Source organism: Sphingomonas sp. PP-F2F-A104-K0414 (genome assembly GCF_004340945.1).
In the GTDB taxonomy this organism is placed as follows: domain Bacteria; phylum Pseudomonadota; class Alphaproteobacteria; order Sphingomonadales; family Sphingomonadaceae; genus Sphingomonas.
In genome coordinates this window covers 212,932-233,380 of the sequence record NZ_SLYD01000005.1, presented here as the reverse complement: position 1 = coordinate 233,380, position 20,449 = coordinate 212,932, and the positions used below count along the sequence as shown (strand labels likewise).

The 20,449-nt window shown below is 66.7% G+C and carries 21 protein-coding genes, 1 other RNA gene and 1 pseudogene; 16 read left to right on the top strand and 7 right to left on the bottom strand.

Features of this window, described 5'->3' with window-relative positions; genetic code table 11:
- The first annotated feature begins 4 nt into the window (after window positions 1-4).
- From C8J46_RS13565 to C8J46_RS13540, 6 genes are read left to right on the top strand one after another with little or no spacing between them, the layout of a single operon-like run.
- A complete protein-coding gene (locus tag C8J46_RS13565; RefSeq protein WP_132740116.1) occupies window positions 5-1,084 on the top strand; it encodes an AAA family ATPase in 1,080 nt (359 codons plus the stop codon).
- Between the two features lies 1 nt (window position 1,085).
- Entirely contained in the window at window positions 1,086-1,931 is an 846-nt protein-coding gene (locus C8J46_RS13560) for an XrtA system polysaccharide deacetylase (RefSeq protein ID WP_243643383.1), read from the top strand.
- On the top strand, window positions 1,928-2,968 hold the full coding sequence (locus C8J46_RS13555; protein ID WP_132740113.1) for a FemAB family XrtA/PEP-CTERM system-associated protein: 1,041 nt from the start codon (window positions 1,928-1,930) through the stop codon (window positions 2,966-2,968). The genes C8J46_RS13560 and C8J46_RS13555 overlap by 4 nt, the downstream gene beginning before the upstream one ends.
- Complete coding sequence (locus C8J46_RS13550; RefSeq protein ID WP_243643382.1) at window positions 2,965-4,251, top strand: glycosyltransferase; 1,287 nt, start codon at window positions 2,965-2,967, stop codon at window positions 4,249-4,251. Before C8J46_RS13555 ends, C8J46_RS13550 begins: the two co-directional genes overlap by 4 nt.
- Window positions 4,248-5,723 (top strand): exosortase A, encoded by a 1,476-nt coding sequence (gene xrtA / locus C8J46_RS13545; protein ID WP_132740110.1) that lies wholly within the window; start codon window positions 4,248-4,250, stop codon window positions 5,721-5,723. The genes C8J46_RS13550 and xrtA overlap by 4 nt, the downstream gene beginning before the upstream one ends.
- Window positions 5,724-7,610, top strand: coding sequence for an XrtA/PEP-CTERM system amidotransferase (locus C8J46_RS13540; protein ID WP_132740107.1), 1,887 nt, complete (start codon window positions 5,724-5,726; stop codon window positions 7,608-7,610).
- A gap of 4 nt (window positions 7,611-7,614) precedes the next feature.
- Here C8J46_RS13540 and C8J46_RS13535 read toward each other — a convergent pair whose 3' ends face one another.
- From C8J46_RS13535 to C8J46_RS13515, 5 genes and pseudogenes are all read right to left on the bottom strand, one after another.
- Complete coding sequence (locus C8J46_RS13535) at window positions 7,615-7,806, bottom strand: hypothetical protein (protein WP_132740104.1); 192 nt, start codon at window positions 7,804-7,806, stop codon at window positions 7,615-7,617.
- 68 nt (window positions 7,807-7,874) lie between these two features.
- Window positions 7,875-8,879, bottom strand: a complete 1,005-nt coding sequence (locus C8J46_RS13530) for an alpha/beta hydrolase (protein ID WP_132740101.1) — start codon at window positions 8,877-8,879, stop codon at window positions 7,875-7,877.
- A gap of 78 nt (window positions 8,880-8,957) precedes the next feature.
- Window positions 8,958-9,383 (bottom strand): annotated as a pseudogene (locus C8J46_RS13525) (MAPEG family protein).
- A gap of 206 nt (window positions 9,384-9,589) precedes the next feature.
- Window positions 9,590-10,651, bottom strand: coding sequence for a deoxyhypusine synthase (locus C8J46_RS13520; RefSeq protein ID WP_132740098.1), 1,062 nt, complete (start codon window positions 10,649-10,651; stop codon window positions 9,590-9,592).
- A gap of 148 nt (window positions 10,652-10,799) precedes the next feature.
- Complete coding sequence (locus C8J46_RS13515) at window positions 10,800-12,035, bottom strand: type III PLP-dependent enzyme (protein WP_132740095.1); 1,236 nt, start codon at window positions 12,033-12,035, stop codon at window positions 10,800-10,802.
- Window positions 12,036-12,172: 137 nt separating this feature from the next.
- Here C8J46_RS13515 and C8J46_RS13510 point away from each other — a divergent pair, with 137 nt between their 5' ends.
- Window positions 12,173-13,135, top strand: a complete 963-nt coding sequence (locus tag C8J46_RS13510; RefSeq protein ID WP_132740092.1) for a threonine/serine dehydratase — start codon at window positions 12,173-12,175, stop codon at window positions 13,133-13,135.
- Here C8J46_RS13510 and C8J46_RS13505 read toward each other — a convergent pair whose 3' ends face one another.
- Window positions 13,136-13,711, bottom strand: coding sequence for a hypothetical protein (locus tag C8J46_RS13505; protein WP_132740089.1), 576 nt, complete (start codon window positions 13,709-13,711; stop codon window positions 13,136-13,138).
- Between the two features lie 99 nt (window positions 13,712-13,810).
- Here C8J46_RS13505 and C8J46_RS13500 point away from each other — a divergent pair, with 99 nt between their 5' ends.
- Complete coding sequence (locus C8J46_RS13500; RefSeq protein WP_132740086.1) at window positions 13,811-13,990, top strand: hypothetical protein; 180 nt, start codon at window positions 13,811-13,813, stop codon at window positions 13,988-13,990.
- A 146-nt stretch (window positions 13,991-14,136) separates the two neighbouring features.
- Here the strand turns inward: C8J46_RS13500 and C8J46_RS13495 are convergent, their stop codons facing one another.
- Entirely contained in the window at window positions 14,137-14,922 is a 786-nt protein-coding gene (locus C8J46_RS13495) for an alpha/beta hydrolase (protein ID WP_132740083.1), read from the bottom strand.
- Between C8J46_RS13495 and C8J46_RS13490 the strand changes: the two genes are divergently transcribed.
- From C8J46_RS13490 to C8J46_RS13455, 8 genes are all read left to right on the top strand, one after another.
- On the top strand, window positions 14,875-15,906 hold the full coding sequence (locus C8J46_RS13490; RefSeq protein WP_279388902.1) for an aminotransferase class V-fold PLP-dependent enzyme: 1,032 nt from the start codon (window positions 14,875-14,877) through the stop codon (window positions 15,904-15,906). The two genes, C8J46_RS13495 and C8J46_RS13490, sit on opposite strands and share 48 nt — an antisense overlap.
- Window positions 15,903-16,988 carry a cysteine desulfurase family protein gene (locus tag C8J46_RS13485; RefSeq protein WP_132740080.1) on the top strand — a complete coding sequence of 362 codons (1,086 nt, stop codon included), beginning with the start codon at window positions 15,903-15,905 and terminating at the stop codon, window positions 16,986-16,988. The genes C8J46_RS13490 and C8J46_RS13485 overlap by 4 nt, the downstream gene beginning before the upstream one ends.
- Complete coding sequence (locus C8J46_RS13480) at window positions 16,985-17,290, top strand: 2Fe-2S iron-sulfur cluster-binding protein (RefSeq protein ID WP_132740791.1); 306 nt, start codon at window positions 16,985-16,987, stop codon at window positions 17,288-17,290. The genes C8J46_RS13485 and C8J46_RS13480 overlap by 4 nt, the downstream gene beginning before the upstream one ends.
- Before the next feature lie 110 nt (window positions 17,291-17,400).
- On the top strand, window positions 17,401-17,715 hold the full coding sequence (locus C8J46_RS21100) for a hypothetical protein (RefSeq protein ID WP_207894179.1): 315 nt from the start codon (window positions 17,401-17,403) through the stop codon (window positions 17,713-17,715).
- Window positions 17,716-17,795: 80 nt separating this feature from the next.
- On the top strand, window positions 17,796-18,035 hold the full coding sequence (locus C8J46_RS13470) for a hypothetical protein (protein WP_132740078.1): 240 nt from the start codon (window positions 17,796-17,798) through the stop codon (window positions 18,033-18,035).
- Window positions 18,036-18,093: 58 nt separating this feature from the next.
- Window positions 18,094-18,189, top strand: an RNA gene (gene ffs, locus C8J46_RS13465) — signal recognition particle sRNA small type.
- 201 nt (window positions 18,190-18,390) lie between these two features.
- Window positions 18,391-20,079 carry a DNA polymerase III subunit gamma/tau gene (locus tag C8J46_RS13460; RefSeq protein ID WP_132740075.1) on the top strand — a complete coding sequence of 563 codons (1,689 nt, stop codon included), beginning with the start codon at window positions 18,391-18,393 and terminating at the stop codon, window positions 20,077-20,079.
- Window positions 20,076-20,399, top strand: a complete 324-nt coding sequence (locus C8J46_RS13455) for a YbaB/EbfC family nucleoid-associated protein (RefSeq protein ID WP_093399186.1) — start codon at window positions 20,076-20,078, stop codon at window positions 20,397-20,399. Before C8J46_RS13460 ends, C8J46_RS13455 begins: the two co-directional genes overlap by 4 nt.
- The last annotated feature ends 50 nt before the right edge of the window (window positions 20,400-20,449 follow it).

Genomic DNA, 20,449 nt, shown 5'->3' with positions numbered 1-20,449 from the left:
GCAGATGTACGACGAACATTACGGACTGACGGGTCAGCCCTTCCAGCTTACCCCTGATCCCAAATTCTGGTTCGAGACCGCCACGCACCGGAAAGCGATGGCGTATCTCGGCTATGGCTTGGCGCAGGGCGAGGGCTTCATCGTCATCACCGGCGATATCGGCGCGGGCAAGACGACGCTGGTCGGTCACCTGATGGACACGATCGACCACCAGCGGCTGAACGCGATCAAGCTGGTATCGACCGCGATTGAGGCGGACGACTTGCTGCGGATCGTCGCGACCGAATTGCACGTCGATCCGGCGGGGCTGACCAAGGCCGAACTGCTGACCGCGATCGAGCGTGGGCTCCATGCGGTCGCACGCACCGGCAAGCGTACGCTGCTGATCGTCGACGAGGCGCAGGCGCTACCAGTATCGGCACTCGAAGAGCTGCGGATGCTGTCGAACTTCCAGGCGGGCGGGCATGCGCTGTTGCAGATCGTCCTGCTCGGCCAGCCCGAGTTCCGCGATCGCCTGCATGGGTCGGAGCGCCTCGAACAGCTCCGCCAGCGCGTCATCGCGATCCATCATCTCGATCCGATGGAGGAGAGCGAAGTCTCGGACTATCTCGCGCACCGCCTGTCTGTCGTTGGCTGGACCGGCAATCCAGACTTTGCCGACGATGCATTTGCGGCGTTTTACGCAGGGTCGGCGGGTGTGCCCCGTCGCCTCAACCTGCTGGCGGGCCGCGTGATGCTGTATGCTGCACTGGAGGATCTTACGGTCATCGATGCCGCGGTGGTGCGGTCGGTACAACGCGATCTCGAGGGCGATCTCCCGACACTGGCCACCGATACGGGAAAGGGCGCTGTTGCCGCGGTCGCCCCCGCCGAGTCCACCGCACAGCCTGCGCCGACCGTCGAAGCACCGCGTACCGATCCGGCAACCGAAGACCGCATCGCTGCGCTGGAGGCACGGGTGGAGTTGCAGGATAAGGCGCTGCGGCGCGTCCTCACCTTGCTGGTCGATTGGGTCGAGAGCGATACGGATAAGCCCGAGTACGCGCCGATCCGCGGCGTAGCCGCCTGGCATGACGCTGCATAAGATGCCTGTTCTCAATGGCATGTCGGTCGATGTTGAGGACTGGTTCCAGGTCGGTGCCTTCGAGAAGGTGATCGACAAGGCCGACTGGGACTCGCTCCAGCCGCGTGTCGAGGCGAACACCGACGCCGTCCTTGCGCTGTTCGCCGAGCGCGACACGAAGGCAACGTTCTTTACGCTCGGCTGGGTCGCGCATCGCTACCCCGCGCTGATCCGCCGGATCGTCGATGCCGGGCACGAGATCGCCAGTCATGGCTGGGATCACCAACGCGTCTTCACGATGACGCCGGAGGTATTTCGTGCTGACCTAGTCCGCGCGCGTAAAGCGATCGAGGATGCGGCAGGGACGAAGGTCACCGGTTACCGCGCGCCGAGCTTCTCGATCGATCAGCGTACGCCTTGGGCGCATATCGAACTGGCGGAGGCGGGCTACACCTATTCTTCTAGCGTCGCGCCGGTGAAGCACGACCATTATGGCTGGCTCGACGCCCCGCGCTATGGGTTCAAGCCGCTCGCGGACAATGCGCTGATCGAGGTGCCGGTGACGGTCGCCAGGTTCGGAGAGCGCAAGCTCGCCACCGGCGGCGGGTTCTTCCGCCTGCTCCCCGCGGCGATCACCGACTTCGCAGTGCGTCAGGTCAACGGCGAAGATCGCCCGGCGATGTTCTATTTTCACCCCTGGGAGATCGATCCGGCGCAACCGCGAGTCGATGCGGCACCGATGCGCTCGAAGATCCGTCATTATTCGCGGCTGGGCGCGATGGCTGGGAAATTGCGCGGGTTGCTCGGCCGTCACGACTGGGGCCGCGTCGACGCGGTCGTCGCGCGCGAAGCGGCCCGACTGGCGTGACCGCGCCGATGCCCGTGGGCGTGCGCGAAGCGGACCTTCGCGATCCGGTCGAGTGTGCCAGGATCGCCGCTTTCGTAGCGGTGACCGAGGGCGCCACGCCATTCCACCTGCCGGCGTGGAGCCAAGCGGTCCAGGACGGATGTGGGCAACGCGCGCGTTACCTGCTCGCCGAGCATTCCAGCGGGGCGATTGCCGGGGTCCTCCCGCTGTCCGAAATGCGCTCACCGCTGTTCGGCCGCGCACTGGTGTCGACCGGGTTCGGCGTCGATGGCGGCATTTTGGGGACGTCGATCGAACCACTCGCAGCGGGGGCTTGGAACCTTGCGCTGAGGACTGGCTGCCCCTCGGTCGAACTGCGCGGCGGTCCCGCACCGGAGGGTTGGACGAGCGACGACACCAGCTATCTCGGTTTCGCGCGGGATCTGGCGGCGGACGACGACGCCGAACTGCTTGCGATCCCGCGGAAGCAGCGTGCAGAAGTCCGGCGTTCGCTTGGGTTCGACCTCGAGATCGTTACCGGCACAGACCGGAAATTGCTCGCCGAGCACTACCGGGTTTATGCCGAGTCGGTCCGAAACCTGGGCACGCCGGTGTTTCCCGCCAAGCTTTTCCGCAGCGTTGCCAGCATGATGGATGCGGATGTTCTGACCGTCCGGCTTGAGGGCGGGGCAGTCGCGAGCGTTCTCAGCCTGTATTTCGACGGCACCGTATACCCGTATTGGGGTGGCGGGACCGACGCCGCGCGCGGGCTTCGTGCCAACGACCGGATGTATTTCGCGCTGATGGCGCACGCCCGCGCGAGGGGGTGCACGCGGTTCGACTTCGGGCGTTCCAAGGCCGGCACCGGCGCGGCGGCGTTCAAGAAGAACTGGGGCTTCACGCCCGAGCCACGGCTTTATGCCAAGCGCAGCAGCGGCCCGGCGCGCGAGGTGAACCCGCTCAACCCCAAATATGCGCTGATGGTAAAGACGTGGAAGCGCCTCCCGCTATGGGCCGCGACCGCCGCAGGACCGTGGATTTCCCGAGGCCTGGGGTGAGCCTGCTCTTCCTCGCGCACCGCGTGCCGTTTCCGCCCGACCGCGGCGACAAGATCCGCAGTTTCCACATCCTCCAGTATCTGGCGCGACGTACGCCGGTGCATCTGGTGGCGTTCGCCGACGATGAAGCCGACTTCGATCCGCCGGCCGCGTTCACTGACCTTCTCGCGAGTTGCAAGATCCTGCCACGGAAGAAGTCGCAGAAGCGCGCCGCGATCGAAGCGCTGGCCACGGGTAAGCCGGTATCGCTGACCGCGTTCGCCAGCGCGGCGATGCAGGCTGCAGTCGATCGCGTCCTGCCTGAGGTCACGAGCACCTACTGCTTCTCGGGCCAGATGGCGCAGTATCTGCCGGTCGGCGGGCCGCCGGTCGTCATGGATTTCGTCGACGTCGATTCCGCGAAGTTCGCCGGATTCGCCGACGACGCGCGCGGCCCGATGCGCTGGATGATGCTCCGCGAAGCCCGTCTACTCGGTGCATTCGAGCACAATGTTGCGGCTCGCGCCTCTGCCAGCCTGTTCGTCAGCGAGGCCGAAGCAAGAGTCTTTCGGGAAGGTGGTGCCACCGGCCAGATACTTGCGGTCGAGAACGGTATCGATTCCGAGACGTTCGACCCGGACGGAAGCTATCGTAGCTTAAGCCGCCACCCCGGCGAAGGCCGGGGCCCAGTTGGAAAGGTCGCAGTAACCGCGTTTCGGCTTTCGTTATCGCCGTCCCCCAACTGGGCCCCGGCCTCCGCCGGGGAGGGGAATGGAGTTGGCGGGCAGGCCCCCCTCATCGTCTTCACCGGACAGATGGACTACCGCCCCAACATCGACGCGGTCACGTGGTTCGCGCGCGACATCCTCCCGCTGATCCGCAAACGCCACTCCGCGCATTTCGCGATCGTCGGCCGCGCACCGACCGCCGCAGTCAAGGCGCTGGCGGGTGACCACGTCACCGTCACCGGTGCGGTCGACGACGTCCGCGGCTGGCTCGCGGCTGCTGCCGTCTGCGTCGCGCCGTTGAAACTCGCGCGCGGCATCCAGAACAAGGTGCTCGAAGCCATGGCGATGGCGCGCCCTGTGGTCGCATCCACGGCAGCGGCGGAAGGTATCGACCACGCCGACACGATCCGCGTCGCGGACACCGCGCAGGACTTCGCCGACCGCATAGCCGCGCTGATCGAAACGCCTGGGACCGCCGCCGCGCTAGGCCAAGCCGCCCGCGCACAGGTCATCCGTCGGTACGGCTGGGACGCCCGGCTCGCCCCGCTCGACGCTCTGCTGGGCCTCGCACCGTGACCGCATGGCGCCGCCACGGCCTCGCGCTCGCGCTGGTGGCGGCGCTGATCCTGCTGACGTTCCGCAGCGATGTCGTCGATCTTGCGCATATCTGGTGGACGAGCACCACCTTTGGGCACTGCCTCTTCATCGGCCCGGTGATCGCCTGGCTCGTCTGGCAACGCCGCAGCGAACTCGGTGAGCTCACGCCGACGGGGTGGTGGCCCGGCCTGGCCCTGGTCGCGGTTGGAGGACTTGGCTGGCTGATGGGTGATGCCGCCTCGGTCGGCTTCGCACGCCAACTGGGCCTCGTGATGATGCTGCAAGGCGCGGTCGTGACGATCCTCGGCCCCTATGTCGCGCGGGGGCTGCTGTTCCCGCTCGCCTACGCCGTATTCCTGGTGCCGTTCGGCGAGGGACTCGAGCCACCGTTGCAGGCTGTGACGGTCGCGATCGTCATGCCGCTGCTCCACCTCGTCGGCGTGCCCGCAGTCGTCGACGGCGTGCTGATCCACGCCGGACGCTATTATTTTGAGGTCGCCGAAGCGTGTTCGGGGGCCAAGTTCGTCATCGCGATGGTCGCGTTCGGGGTGCTCGTCGCCAATGTGTGCTTCGTGTCGTGGCGCCGCCGCGTGGTCTTTCTCGTCGTTTCGGTGGTCGTGCCGGTCATCGCCAACGGGTTTCGCGCGTTCGGGACGATCTGGGCGGCGGACCTGACCTCGGTCGAGGCCGCGACCGGGTTCGATCACATCGTCTATGGCTGGGTGTTCTTCGGCTTGGTGATGGCGGGGGTGCTCGCAATCGGCTGGCGCTGGTTCGACCGCGCGCCCGACGATCCCGCGTTCGATCCGGCAACCCTCCAGACGCCGCCCCGCCACCGCACCGATCTCGCCATCGCCGCTGCGCTGACCCTGGCGACGGTCGCGCTGTTCCCCGCTTGGAGTGCGGTCGTCGCCAGCCGAGCGCAACAGCTGCCCGCGTATATCGACCTGCCCGAAATCCCCGGCTGGCACCGCGTGCGCGTCAGCACGCGCGCGCCGTGGACGCCCTATTATCCCGGCGCGGACCACTATCTGTTCGGCCGCTATGCCGATGCCTCGGGCGCGACCGTCGACATGAGCATCGCAGTCTTTGGCAGCCAGCATGAAGGCAAGGAGCTGATCGCGTTCGGCACCGGGGTGCTACGGCAGGAGGATCGCTGGGTACGCGTCGCCGACCTTCCCGCGATCGCCGGCGGCAGCGTAATGCGGATCACCGCGCCCGGCCCCGTGGAGCGGATCGTCGCGACGTGGTACCGGGTTGGCGACGCAACGACGAACGACGAGACGCTGGTGAAGATCGAGACGATGAAGGCGCGGCTGTTCGGCGGTCCGCAACGCGCGGTGGCGATCCACCTGTCGACCGAGGGTGCGGATCCGCGTCCGATCGTCCGGTTTCTCGGCGCGCTCGGACCGCTCGACCGGGTCGCCGATCACGCCGCAGGGATGCGCTGAATGTGCGGCATCGCCGGGATCTTCCATCCGGGCACGCCCAAGCCGGTCGAGCCCAACCGCATCCTGGCGATGATCGCCGCACAGGCGCATCGCGGCCTCGATGGCGATGGCATCTGGACTGCGCCCGGCGTCGGTCTCGGCCATCGCCGCCTGTCGATCATCGACCTCGAAGGCTCGCCGCAGCCGATGTCGGACGGCACGCTGACGATCACCTATAATGGCGAAGTCTATAATTTCGCGGAGCTGCGGGCCGAGCTGACCGCGAAGGGCGCGCGCTTCCGGACCGAGGGCGATACCGAAGTTCTGCTTCACGCCTGGCGCGCGTGGGGACCGTCGATGCTCGACCGGCTGAACGGCATGTTTGCGTTCGCGATCCACGATTCGGCCGCGCACACGCTGTTCCTCGCGCGCGACCGGATGGGCGTGAAGCCGCTCCACTACGTCGAACTCGCGGACGGTTCGCTCGCCTTCGCGTCGGAGCTGAAGGGCCTGCTCGCCCACCCGCAGCTCCGCCGCGTACCCGATCTAAGCGCGGTCGAGGACTACCTCGCTTTCGGGTATGTCCCCGATGACGCCTGTCTGGTCGCAGGCGTGAAGAAACTCGCCGCCGGCCATTTCTTGCTCGTCGAGCGCGGACGGCCGGTGCCGAGTCCGCGCAAATGGTGGGACCTGGATTTCTCCAACCGCGCGACCGGCTCGGCCAAGGCGTTGGGCGAGGAACTGGTCGACCGGATGCGTGCGGCCGTGCGCTCGCGGATGGTCGCGGACGTGCCGCTTGGCGCATTCCTGTCGGGCGGCGTCGACAGCTCGGCAGTGGTCGCACTGATGGCGGAGGCGAGCCCCAAGGCGGTTCGCACCTGCACGATCGGCTTCGACGAGGCGGGCCATGACGAGCGGGAATACGCCGACACCGTCGCGCGCCGCTTCGCCACCGATCACCGCGAACGCGTGGTGCAGTCGGGCGATTTCGGGCTGATCGACACGCTGGTCGCAAGCTTCGACGAACCCTTTGCCGATGCCTCTGCGCTCGCAACCTATCAGGTCTGCGCGCTAGCCCGAGAGAACGTGACCGTCGCGCTATCCGGAGACGGCGCCGATGAAGCGCTCGCCGGCTATCGTCGCTACAAGTTCCAGGCGGCGGAAGAGCGCATCCGCGGATTGCTCCCCGAGCATCTCCGGCAGGACGTGTTCGGCACGCTCGGCCGCTGGTATCCTAAGGCCGATTGGGCACCGCGACCGATGCGCGCGAAATCAACCTTGCTCGCGCTCGCAAGGGGGGGCGGCGAGGCGTATGCGCGGTCGGTAGGCGTGACCACGCCCGAACTCCGCGCGGACCTCTTCAACCCGAGCGCGCGCGCCGCCCTCCAGGGTCATCGCGCCGAAGACCGCTACGCCGCGACGATGGCGAACGCGCCCGCCCGCGACGCGATCGACTGCGCGCAATACGCCGACATCAAACACTGGCTGCCCGGCGATATCCTCACCAAGGTCGACCGCATGAGCATGGCGGTCGGGCTCGAAGCACGCGAACCGTTGCTCGACCACCGCCTGATCGAGTTCTGCGCGACGCTGCCCGCCAACATGCGGCTGCGGCACGGCGAGGGCAAATGGCTGATGAAGAAGGCGATGGAGCCCTATCTCCCGCGCGACATCCTGTATCGGCAGAAGATGGGCTTCGTGACGCCGATCAGCGCTTGGTTCCGCGAAGGGCTGGCCGGCGAGGCGTCGGCGCTGGCGAAATCGCGGACGCTGGGCGAGACGGGATGGTTCGACATGGCGACGATCGCGCGGATCGCCGACGAGCACCGGATGGGGCGAGCCGAGCATGGCCGAACGCTCTGGCAGTTCGTAATGCTCGAACGCTCGATGAAACGGATGTTCGGCTAGGCGTTCAGTGGAGCTTGCCGCCGTCGCCGGCTTGAGCCCGGGCGATCAATTCGTCGAGCGCGGCTTCGTCGAGCCGACCGGCGGTGCGCAGGGCAGCTTCGGGGGTCATCGAGATTACCGTTCCGTCCGGCCCATCGATGATAACCTCGCCATGCTCATGGAAAACGTCACGGGGCTGGGCGTGCGGACGGGTCATCGCGCTTCTCCTGTTATTCGGGATCAACGCCGCACCAACGGGATGGGTCCGAACTGCTGACTCAACGCTCAGGACGCGACCAGTTCGCCCATCCAGCGGTCGAACAACTGCGGCCAGAGCGAGCCAGGTGACCGTGGTGACAGGCGCGTACCGAAGCCGTGGCCGCCATGCTGGAGGAAATGCGCCTCTGCTGGGATGCCGGCGCGACGCGCTGCGGCGAGCGTGTCGACGCTGTTGGCGACAGGGACGGTGGTGTCGTCCTCGGCATGGACGAGGAACAGCGGCGGGTCGCCCGCCTTCAACTGCCGGTCGACCGCATAGCGCGCCTGTACCGCGGGCAGCGGGTCGGGGCCGAGCAGGTTGGCGCGCGATCCGCCATGGCTTCGGCCGGGGTCCATGTTCGAGACGGCGTACATGAGGCCGGCCCATGCGGGGCGCGCCGAGTGACGATCGGCGGCGTCGATCGGGCGATAGGCCTTGAACTCGTGCAGGACCGTCAGCGAGCCGGCGAGATGCCCACCTGCCGAGAAGCCGAGCACGCCAAGCTTCTCCGCCCTGATCCCGTAGAGGCGGGCGTTGGCGCGGATCAGCCGCATCGCCCGCTGTGCGTCGGCGAGCGGCACGTCGGCGCGGTCGGCCCAGCCTTCGCCGGGCAGGCGGTAGCTCAGCACGAACGCGGTGATCCCGAACGCGTTCAGGACGCGCGCGACGTCGATGCCCTCGTTGCGCAGCGACGTGATCGAGTAACCGCCGCCGGGGACGATCAGCACCGCGCGGCCGTCGGGCCGTGAGGGACGGAACACGCCGACCTCAGGCCGCACCACGCCGCGCATCTGAAAGTCGCGATAGCCGTCTGGGTAGCGCGGCATGCGCGGCTGCGGGATCGGCAAAGGGTTCGGCGCGCCTGAAGGGATGCCGGGCCACAGTGCGAACCGCTCGGCGGGGGGCCAGATCGGTAGGTCCGTCGCACGCGGCTGGCCGGCGGTGAGCTGCCCACCGGTCCGCGCGAATGCGGCGGGCGCCAGGCCGGCGGCGAAAGGAAGGCTGAGGAGGGAACGGCGATCGAAAGTCATCTGGCAATTCTAGACGATCCCTGCACGCTCGGGGAGGGGAGCATGACGCGATCGGTAATTATTCCGGGCGAAAAGCCATCAGAAGACCGCGAGCGCCGCGTGCAACGTGAGTGCCACGAGCATTACGCTCGACAGCATGAAGAAGACGAACCGGTCGCGGACTCGGTTGCTGGTCGCCTAGACCACGCTGTGCACGATCCGCAGGCCGACATAGGCCCAGGCTATCCAGCTGTTGATCCCGTTGCCCGTGCCGCTGAGCGCCAGCACGGTGCATACCGCATAGAACAGCGTCGGCTGCTCCATCAGATGATTGTGATTATGCGCCTTCCACTGCACCTGCGGAGGCAGCGATCGATCCGCGTCGGACCCCTTGGTGCCGACGAGCTTGCCCATGTCGACGCCGGCCGCCTTCATCGCCGGCAACCGCGTCGCCAGCGTCCAACCCAGCATCACGAGCGTCCACGCGATCAGCACGACCATCGGTCGCAGGATCTCGCTGTGCATGAAAAAGCCTCCCCCGGTTATCCGGCGGAGGCTGCATCAATTGCCCGGAAGGGGCAACGTAGATTGGAACCGACAATCCTCCCCCGCTAGGGGGAGGTGTCGCGAAGCGACGGAGGGGGAGGCGGCGATAACGTCGGTTCCGTGTCCTCCCCCTCCGTCAGGCAAGCGCCTGCCACCTCCCCCTGGCGGGGGAGGATCAGTCAGCCTCAGGCCTTGTCGAAGCTCGCGCCCCACTTGCGGACCGGACGGTCCTTCCAAAGCCCACGATGATACGCGTCCGACGCCAGCAGCGGCATGACCGAACCGGCTTCCGCGAACACCATCTGCTCGATCCCCGTGTTCACCTTGCCCCACGATGCCGCTTCCTGCAGCGTCGAGGAGGAGCACGCACCGTCGCGCACGTCGGCAACCGTGATCTGCACCGCATACTTGTGCACCTGGACGTCGTCGTGGCCGAGGATCTCGGCGCAGACGACCGTATCCTGGATGAAGTTCTTCGGCACGCCGCCGCCGATCATCAGCAGCCCCGTAGTGCCCGCCTTGATCTTGATCTCGGTGAGCTCGCGGAAGTCGGCGATCGCGTCGAGGACCATGTACGGCTTGCCCGCCTTCACCGCATCGACCTGATGCTTGACCAGACCGAAGCCTGCCGAAGAATCGACGAACGCCGGGCAGAAGATCGGCACGTCATGCTCGTAGGCGAGCTTGACGAGGCTGTTCTCCTTCTTGCCGTGCTCGACGAGATACTTGCCCATCTCGCGGATGAACTCGCGGCTCGAATAGGCGCGTGGCTTGAGCGTCTCGGCGATCTCGAAGATCGTGTGGTCGACGTGCTGGAGCTCTTCCTCGTCGATATAGGTATCGTAGATCCGGTCGATCATCAGCGAGCGCAGCACGTCGTCGTGCGGCACTTCGAGCGCCTGATAATGCTTGTGGCCGAGGCCCTCGAAGAAATCCATGTCGACGATCGTCGCGCCGGTCGCGACGATGCCGTCGATCATGTTGTTGCGCAGCAGCTCGGCATACAGGTCCATGCAACCGCCGGCGCTCGTCGAGCCCGCGATCACGAGGAAGATCGTGCAGTCCTTGTCGGCCAGCATCTGGTTGTAGATGTCGGTCGCACGGCCGAGATCGCGGCTGGTGAACGACATCTTCTTCATCGCGTCGACGATCGGCCGCGCGTCGAAGCTGGTGATGTCGATATGCTCGACGGTGGTCGAAAGGAGTTCCGCCTTGCGCTGCGCGTCGATGCGGGTGTCTTCGGTCATAACATGCTCCATAAATCCCCCTTCCGCTTGCGGGAGGGGTTAGGGGAGGGACTGAAATATCCGCGAACGCCACGCTCGCGGACAAGCCCTCCCCCGACCCCTCCCGTAAACGGGAGGGGAGGAAGAAGGGCGCGGTACTAAAGCTTGGTTACAGCTTGACGACGTTCGACGCGAGGTCCTGGAAGCGCTCGTCGTACAGCGAGACCATCGGCTCGTCGGTGACGATCACCGTCTCGTCCGATCCGAACCCGTTGAACGCGGTCCGCATCGCCGAGCCATACGCGCCGAGCATGCCGATCTCGATGTAATCACCGGCCTTCGTATCCGCGGGCAGCATGAACGGGCCGACCATGTAATCCATGTCGTCGCACGTCGGACCATAGAAGCTGAACTCCATGTCCTTCGCCCGGCTGTCCGGCTCGCGGAGTAGCTCGACCGGGAAACGCCAGCCGATATGCGCCGCATCAAACAGCGCGCCATACGCGCCGTCGTTGATATACAGCTCGGTCCCGCGGCGCTTTTCAACGCGCACGATGATCGACGAATATTCCGCGCACAATGCCCGGCCCGGCTCGCACCACAGCTCGGACGAATAGCTGACCGGCAGCGATTCGAACGCACGGTGGATCGTCTCGAAGAAGTGCTCGAGCGGTGGGGGCTCCATGCCGGGATACGACGACGGGAAGCCGCCGCCGACGTCGATGACGTCGACCGTGACCGCCGCCTCGACGATCGCCGCACGGACGCGCTCCATCGCGTTGGAATAGGCCTCCGGGGTCATCGCCTGCGAACCGACATGGAAGCAGATGCCGAGCGCATCCGCTGCCTGGCGGGCCGCGAACAGCAGCTCCTTGGCTTCATGCGGGGCCGCGCCGAACTTCGATGCCAGCGACAGCTTCGAATGCTCCGACGACACGCGCAACCGAACGCAGAGCGTCAGATCGGAAGCTTCGCGGGTGGCGCGGACGACCTTGTCGAGCTCTTCCAGGCTGTCGAGGCTGAAGGTGCGGACGCCGTGCGTGAAATACGCCTCGGCGATCGCTTCCTCGGCTTTCACGGGGTGCATGAAGCACAGCGTAGCCTGCGGCAGCGTCCGTGCGACCAGGCGCACTTCGGCGATCGACGCCACGTCGTAATGCGTGATGCCATTGTCCCACAGGATCTGCAGGAGTTCGGGAGACGGGTTCGCCTTTACCGCATACATCGAGCGGCCCGGAAACTTCTCGACGAAGAACCGAGCGGCGCGCGCAGCAGCGTGCGGACGAACGAGCGTGACCGGGTTGACCGGGCGCCCTTTAGCGATGTCGATGCCGCTCCCGATATGGGAGGTGTCGGCGGTCGAATGGGCTTTCGCTAACCCCAGCGCGATATGATGCTTGACCAATTCAAGGGACCTCCAATGTCCTGAGACAAATTACGAAAACACTGCCTTGCGGTTGGAAGTCCCATGGGGCAGCGGAAGGGCGATCTACGGTCGCTTGCCCCCCATGTAAATAGGGTTGGCCGCATAGGAGCCAGTGTGTGACGATTTTGCGACAGCCCACGCGGGCGGGGGTACGGGACGCCGCGGAAAAGATCGCGCGGATCCTCCCGCCGACGCCGCTGTTTTTGAGCGAAATCAAAGGCGTACCGGTCGCGTTCAAGGCCGAATCGTTGCAACCAATCGGCGCGTTCAAGATTCGCGGCGCATGGCATCGGCTCACCGCATTGGACGACGCCGCGCGGAAAAAAGGTGCGGTCGCGTTTTCGTCGGGCAATCACGCGCAGGGCGTGGCCTGGGCGGCGAAGCGGCTTGGGATGGCGGCGACGATCGTGATGCCGTCGGATGCGCCACGTCTGAAGCGCGAATCGACGCTGGCGCTAGGCGCGGAGGTCGTCACCTACGACCGCGCCACCGAAAGCCGTGAGGCCATCGCCGCGCAACTGGCCGAAGCGCGGGGTGCGACGCTGGTGCCGAGCTTCGACGACCCGTGGATCATCGAGGGGCAGGGGAGCGCCGGGATCGAAGCCGCGGCGCAGATGGCGGCGCTCGGGTTGGGCGTACCAAGCCGGGTCGTGATCCCGTGCGGCGGTGGCGGCCTCTCGGCAGGCATCGCGCTGGCTCTTAAGGACAGCGCGATCACCGTCGTCGAACCCGAAGGCTGGGACGACATGCGCCGCTCCCTTGAGGCTTCATGGATCGAACCCGTCGGCCCCAACCCGCCCCCGACCGCCTGCGATTCGCTCCAGACGTTGCGCGTGTCGCCGCTGACGTTCGACGTGTTGTCGCGCCGGGACGCGACTGGCGTTGCAGTCAACGAATCCGAGATCGCTGCGGCGCAGCGCTGGGCTGCGGAGAAATTGCGACTGGTGATCGAGCCGGGCGGTGCGGTCGGGTTGGCGGCGGTGCTGGCCGGCAAGGTAAAGCTCGAATCCGGACTTCTCGTCATCCTGTCCGGCGGCAATGTCGACCTGGCCGCTTATGCGAAGGCGATTGCCGGCTGATTAAGCGGGGGGCAAAGTCTTCACCGCCGGTTTCGCGCAGCCATAGGCCTGCTTGTAACTCCGGTTCCAGCACGCGACGAAGCCGTTGAGAATGTTGACGTTCATCGGCCAAGCATAGGCGCGCGGCTTCCCGTCGGGACCGACCGGAGAATAGCCGGCCGGGCGGGGCAGCGCGGCGAGCTTGGCGCGGGCGGTGTCCAGTCCGGCGAGGTCGCGGCGCAGAAACGCAATGCTGCCGTCGACATAGAGGTTCCAGCCGAACCCGGCATCCTGCTCCACCGGTTTGCGCGCGGCTTCGAATAGCGCCACCGCGCGCGCGGTCTGCCCGGCGTTCGCGCGCAACTGGCCTTCGTGCCACTGCAACAGCCCGGCGGTGCGCGGGTTGGCGGGATGACCCGCGCGCCATTCCGCGATCAGGTCGGCGGCCTGCGCATCGCATTCGGCGTTGGCGAGCATGCGCCAGCCGCTCGTCATGGTTTGATCGAACGCGCGTTCGTCGAGCGCCATCATCGCGGGCTTGTCATATTCGCAGCTCGGCGGGGTCTGCGCGGCGATCATCGCGAGAAAGGGCAGCATCACACCTCCGAGTATCCGATCGAGGTCGCCAAGCTATTTCCGCGCGCCGCGCGAAGTCAACGCGCTTCAATCCAGGCTTTGCGTGGCGTATCGGACGGCATGAACGCCGCCCTGACCAGCATCGCCGCCGCCGCGCCCGCCATCGCCATGCTGGGCATGTTCGCCTGCCTGATCGGCGGGATCGCGCTGATCGTGAAGAAGCGCGATACGAAAAAGGGCGTGTTGATGCTGGTAATGGCCGCGGTTTTGCTAGCCAACGTGGCGATCTGGACACTCTGACTCCCTCGCCCCTCCGGGGAGAGGGAAGGGGCCCGCCGCACTTGCGGTGGGAAGGGAGAGGGGAGTTGTGGAGAGCGTATCGATCCCCAACTCCCCCTCATCCGACGCTGTCGCGCCACCTTCTCCCCGCGGGGAGAAGGACAGAATCACCGGATAGGCGAGTTCGGGTCCAACCGCATATCGAGGTACTTGTCCACCGACCCCATCAACTCCGGCATCTCATGCTCGAAGAAGTGGTTCGCTTTCGGGATGGTATCATGGTGGATCGTGATGTGCTTCTGCGTCCGCAGCTTGTCGACCAGCTTCTGCGTAGCCCCCGGCGTCGCCACCTCGTCGGCCTCGCCCTGGATGATGATCCCGCTCGACGGACACGGCGCCAGGAACGTGAAGTCGTACAAATTCGCCGGCGGAGCCACCGAGATGAACCCGCGGATTTCCGGACGGCGCATCAGCAGCTGCATGCCGATCCACGCGCCGAAGCTGACGCCCGCGATCCAGGTCGTCTGCGCCTCGGGGTGGAAGCTCTGCACCCAATCGAGCGCGCTCGCCGCATCGCTCAGCTCGCCGACGCCGTTATCGAATACGCCTTGGCTCTTGCCGACGCCGCGGAAATTGAACCGCAGGGTGGCGAACCCGCGCCGCTGGAAGGTCTTGTAGAGCTGCTGCACGATCGCGTTGTTCATCGTGCCGCCGGCCGACGGATGCGGGTGCAGGATCATCGCGACGGGTGCGCGCGGACGTGGGCCCGGCGCAAAACGACCTTCGAGACGGCCTTCGGGACCGGGGAAAATGACTTCTGGCATAGGCACTCGCGAGCTGGGATACGCACTCGGGTGGAGTGCCGGATTATCGACGCTATATAAGGTCCGCGCCCCTTTTCGCAATTGGAACCGACCCTGGCCCGTACCGAAGCCCGCATCTATCTCGATCACGCCGCCACCACGCCGATGCGCCCCGAGGCTATCGCGGCGGTGATGGAGGGCATGGCGCGCTGGGCGAACCCGTCCTCGCCGCATGCCGAAGGACGCGCGGCGCGGGCGGCGCTGGAGGACGCGCGGAAGCGGATCGCCAAGGCGCTGGACTGGCCGTATCACGTAATCCTGACGAGCGGCGCGAGCGAGTCCGCGGCGCTCGCGATGCGGGGTCGACCGGGTATCGGCGTGGCAGCGGTGGAGCATGACGCTATTCTCCGAGCCGCGGAACAGCCGGTCATGCTCGATGTCGATGCCAGCGGCATCGTGATGAACCGGGAGGGCTCAGCGTCGATCGCGCTCCAGTCCGCCAATAGTGAAACCGGCGTTCTGCAAGGCTCCGCCACCGGCTTCCGCATCGCCGACTGCGCGCAGACCGCCGGCAAGCTCCCGCTCCCCGACGCCGACCTCGTCATCGTCTCCGCGCACAAGCTCGGTGGGGCCCCCGGCATCGGCGCGCTGCTGGTCCGCGACCTCGGCCTGCTCGACCCGACCGGCGGACAGGAACGCGGCTACCGCGGCGGTACCGAGAACCTCCCCGGCGCGCTCGGGTTCGCAGCGGCGCTGGAAGCCTCCAGTGACTGGTTCGCCGGCATGGCCGACCTCCGCGCTAAGCTGGACGAAGCGATCCTCGCGGGCGGCGGCGAGATCGTTGCGCAGCACGCCCCGCGCCTCCCCACGATCGCCTCCTACCGCATGCCGGGCGTCAGCTCCGCCGCGCAGTTGATCCGCCTCGACATGGCAGGCTTCGCGGTCTCGGCCGGCAGCGCCTGCTCGTCGGGCAGCATGCGCCCGAGCCACGTCCTCGCTGCAATGGGGTATTCCCCGCAAGCTGCCGCCGAAGTCGTCCGCGTCAGCTTCGGCTGGACCACGACCGCCGACGACGTCGCGAAGTTCGCCGAAGCCTGGACGCGCATCGCCACCGATATAAGGCGGGCCGCATGACCTACCTCGACTACCAGGCGACCACCCCGCTCGCGCCGGAAGCGCTCGCCGCCATGCTTCCCTGGCTCGAATCACAGCACGCCAACCCGCATTCCCCCCACCGCGAAGGTCGCCGCGCCAAAGCCGCCGTCGAAGTCGCCCGCGATCAGGTCGCCGCGCTGCTCCCCGCCGGTGGCCGCGTCGCCTTCACCAGCGGGGCGACCGAGGCGCTCAACTGGGCGATCAAGGGCACTTCTGGCGAGATCGTCACGCTCGCGACCGAACACGCCGCCGTCCTCGACACGGTCGCGGCCGAAGCAGTGAGAGGACGCCCCGTCATGATCCTCCCGGTAGGCACCGACGGGCTGGTCGACCTCGCCGCAGCCCGAGCCGCAATCCAGCCAGGCGCCGGCCTCGTCGCCGCGATGCTCGTCAACAACGAGATCGGCGTCGTCCAGCCGATCGCCGCGCTCGCCGACATCGCGCATCAGGCCGGCGCGCTGATGCTCTGCGACGCGGTGCAAGGCTATGGCCGCGTGCCCGTTCCCGACACCGTCGACCTCGTCGCCATCTCCGCGCACAAGATCCACGGCCCCAAAGGCATCGGCGCACTCTGGATCCGCGATGGCGTCGACCTCGCGCCACTGATGCACGGCGGCGGGCAGGAAGCCCCTGGCCGCTCCGGCACGCTGTCGCCCGCGCTCTGCGCAGGCTTCGGCGTCGCCGCGCACCTCATGGCCGATCGCAAGGACCAGGACGCCGCGCACATCGACCGCCTCTGGTCGCTCGCGCTCGACCGCCTCGGCCCCGGCTGGACGATCAACGGCTCGACCGACCACCGCTACCACGGCAACTTCAACATTCGCCGTGAGGGCCTGGACGTAAACCGCCTGATGTCCGATCTACGCGACATCGCCTTCTCCGCCGGCTCCGCCTGCGCCAGCGGTTCGGGCCGCTCCAGCCACGTCCTTCGCGCGATCGGCCTCACCGAAGCCCAAGCACGCGCCAGCATCCGGCTCGGCTTCGGCCGCTACACCACCGAAACCGAACTCCGCGACGCGATCGATGCGATCGTCGCCGCAGCCGAGGCGCAATGGCCATGATCGTCCGCTTCATCGCCCGCGACGGCACCGTTACGCTGGCCGCGGCAAGCCCCGGCGACCGCCTGCTCGACGCAGCGCAGGCGCATGACCAGCCGCTCGAAGGCACCTGCGAAGGCCAGCTATCCTGCGCGACCTGCCACGTCATCGTCGATCCCGCCGATTTTGCCCGCCTGCCACCGGCAAGCGAGGACGAGGAGGACATGCTCGATCTCGCGCACAACGCGACGCGCACCAGCCGTCTCGCCTGCCAGATTCGGCTGACGGACGCGCTCGATGGCTTGACCGTGCGCATACCCGGTTAGGTCAGCAAAGCTTACAGGAAGACAACGGCCGGTTCAGGAAACGTCCACCGCCGGAAGCGGATTATCTCCTCATCGCCTCAATGTACGAGGTCTTGAGAGGAGTACCGGACATGAAGATCATCGCAATGTTCGCCGCTGGCGCGTTGGCCGCGGGAACGCTGTTCGCTTCGGCCCCCGCCGATGCCCAGCGCCACGGCTGGGACGGCCCGCGTGGCGGCCACGGCTGGCATGGCCCCCGCGGCGATCGCGGCTGGCATGGACGGCGCGGCTGGGACGGCCCCCGCCACGGGTATCGCGGATACCGGGGCGGCTATCGTGGTGGCGGCTACGGCTATCGAGGCCCGCGCGGCTACGGTCGATCGCGCGTCGTCTGCCGGATAGAGCGCGGTTATTATGGCCCGGTTCGTCGCTGTTTCCACCGCTGATACGGAACCGTAACGACCGCGCTTAGTTTGATAACATAGGTTGCCGGGTTTCGCAGAGCCCGCACCAGCAGGAGAATATCATGAAGTTGTTCACGCTCGCCGCCGCCGGTCTCGTCGCGCTCACCGGCCTTGCCCCCGTCGGCATCGCCGCCGAGGCTTCGGCACAGCGCACTGTCGTCCATGAGCGTACCGTCGTGCGTCACAACGACCGTCGCCCCGGTTACCGTCGTCACGTCGTTCGCACGCGCCAGGTCTGCCGCAACGTGTACCGCAACCATCACCGCCAGCGCGTCTGCCGCACGGTCCGCTACAACCGCTAAGTCAGGGCGCTCGTATTAAAGCGCCTTGATCATCCCGCCCGACCCCGCCATATGCGCCGCGGGAGTCGGGCGGACGTGGTCGTCGCCAACTTGGTCAGATCCGGAAGGAAGCAGCCACAACGACTAAGCCACGGGTCGTCCCGGCTCCCACCGCGAACGTTTGCAAGCAAACGTGAGCGCGGCTAGCGGTGCAAGGCACCGTCTGACGATGCGGCTTACCCGCAGCGCACTTCTGATCTTCTGATATAAAAAAAGCCGATAGCATCCCAAATCGCGGACCCCCGCGTCCGCGAGGGAACAGAAAGGGTTCGCTAGCCCTTCGACACCGCCTGTCAAACCGCCTATATCGACCGCAATGTCAGATTCATTCGACCTGGGCGAACCCCCGCAGCCAGCCAAAGCGGCGGACGTCGCCTACCGCGTGCTCGCGCGCAAATACCGACCGCAGACCTTTTCCGAGCTGATCGGGCAGGACGCGATGGTCCAGACGCTTGGCAACGCGATAAAGCGCGACCGGCTTGCGCATGCGTTCCTGATGACCGGCGTCCGCGGCGTGGGAAAAACCTCGACCGCCCGCCTGATCGCCAAGGCCCTCAACTGCATCGGCCCCGACGGCGAGGGTGGCCCGACGATCGACCCCTGCGGCGTCTGCGAACCCTGCCGCGCGATCGCCGAGGGCCGCCATATCGACGTGATCGAGATGGACGCCGCCAGCCACACCGGCGTCGACGACGTCCGCGAGATCATCGACGCGTCGCGCTATTCGGCGGTCACCGCGCGCTTCAAGATCTACATCATCGACGAAGTTCACATGCTGTCGAAGAACGCGTTCAACGCGCTGCTGAAGACGCTGGAAGAGCCGCCCCCCCATGTGAAATTCCTGTTCGCGACCACCGAAGTGAACAAGGTCCCGGTGACGGTCCTGTCGCGCTGCCAGCGCTTCGACCTCCGCCGCATCTCCGCCGAACAGCTCGCCAAGCATTTCGCCTGGGTCTCGAGCGAAGAAGGCGTCGTCGCCGATCCAGAGGCGCTGATGCTGATCGCGCGCGCCGCGGAAGGCTCGGCGCGCGACGGCCTGTCGATCCTCGACCAGGCGATCGCGCATGCCGGGCTCGAAGGCGGCGGCGTCACGGCGGAGGCGGTCCGCCAGATGCTCGGCCTGTCCGATCGCGGCGCTGTCCGCGATCTGCTGACGCTGATCCTGGCCGGCGACGGGGCAGGGGCGCTCGCCTCGATGCGCCGGCAATATGACTATGGCGTCGACCCGCTGTCGGTGCTCCGTTCGCTGCTCGAAACCGTCCACGGCATCACGCTGACCAAGGTCGGCACGCCTCCGGATGCCGCACAGCCGATGGAGGAGCGTGCGGCACGCGAGGAATGGGCGGCATCGCTCGGCTTCCCCGCGCTGCACCGTCTGTGGCAGCTGTTCCTCAAGGGCCATGACGAGGTCGCCAAGGCCGCGCTGCCGATCGAGGCCGCGGAGATGGCGCTGTTGCGTGCGATCTACGCCTCGACGCTGCCCGATCCCGGCGAGCTTGCCCGCCAGATCGCCAGTGGTGCGACCGTCGCGGCTGCACCAACGGCGCCGCCGCCGCCTGTTCCGTCCGGCGAAGCGCCGCCCTGGAACGCTGGTTCCGCTGCGAAGGCGCCCGAACCCGTCGCGACCGGCCCGATCCTGCCGCCGACGTTCGAGGCGCTGGTCGATCTGCTCGACGAATCGGGCGGCCTCGCGATCGCTGCGCGCCTTCGTCACGGCGCCCGCGTCGTAAGCTATGCGCCGCCCGAATTCGCGCTCAGCGGCAGTCGCCCGGTCTCGGCCGACACGCTCGCCGAACTCAACACATTGTTAAAAACGGTGACGCGGACGGCGTGGAAAGTGTCGATCGTCGACGCGCCCGGTGAGCCGACGCTGCGCGAGGCGCAGGACGCCGCCGACGCCGCGGTGCGCCAGGCTATTCTCGAATCCCCCATCATGAAGGCCGCGGTGGCAGCGTTTCCCGACGCCCAGCTAGAATCGTGGCCCGGCCAAAGGAGCAACGCATGAAGAATATCGATGAAATCCTCGCCATGGCGCAGAACGTCCAGAACGAGATGGAAAAGGCCCAGGCCAATCTCGACACGATCGAGGTCGAGGGCGCATCCGGCGGCGGCCTGGTCAAGGTGAAGGCCTCCGCCAAGGGCCGCATCATCAACATCGCGATCGACGACTCGCTGATGCAGGTGAGTGAGAAGCAGATGCTCGAGGACCTGCTGACGGCGGCGTTCAACGACGCGCGTGCCAAGGCGGATGCGGTGTCAGGGAGCGAGATGTCGAAAATGACGAGTGGCCTGCAACTGCCGCCAGGCTTTAAACTGCCATTCTGAACCAAATCGGGTTCGTTTCGGGGCGGGAACAATCGCTCTTCGGCCGGCGT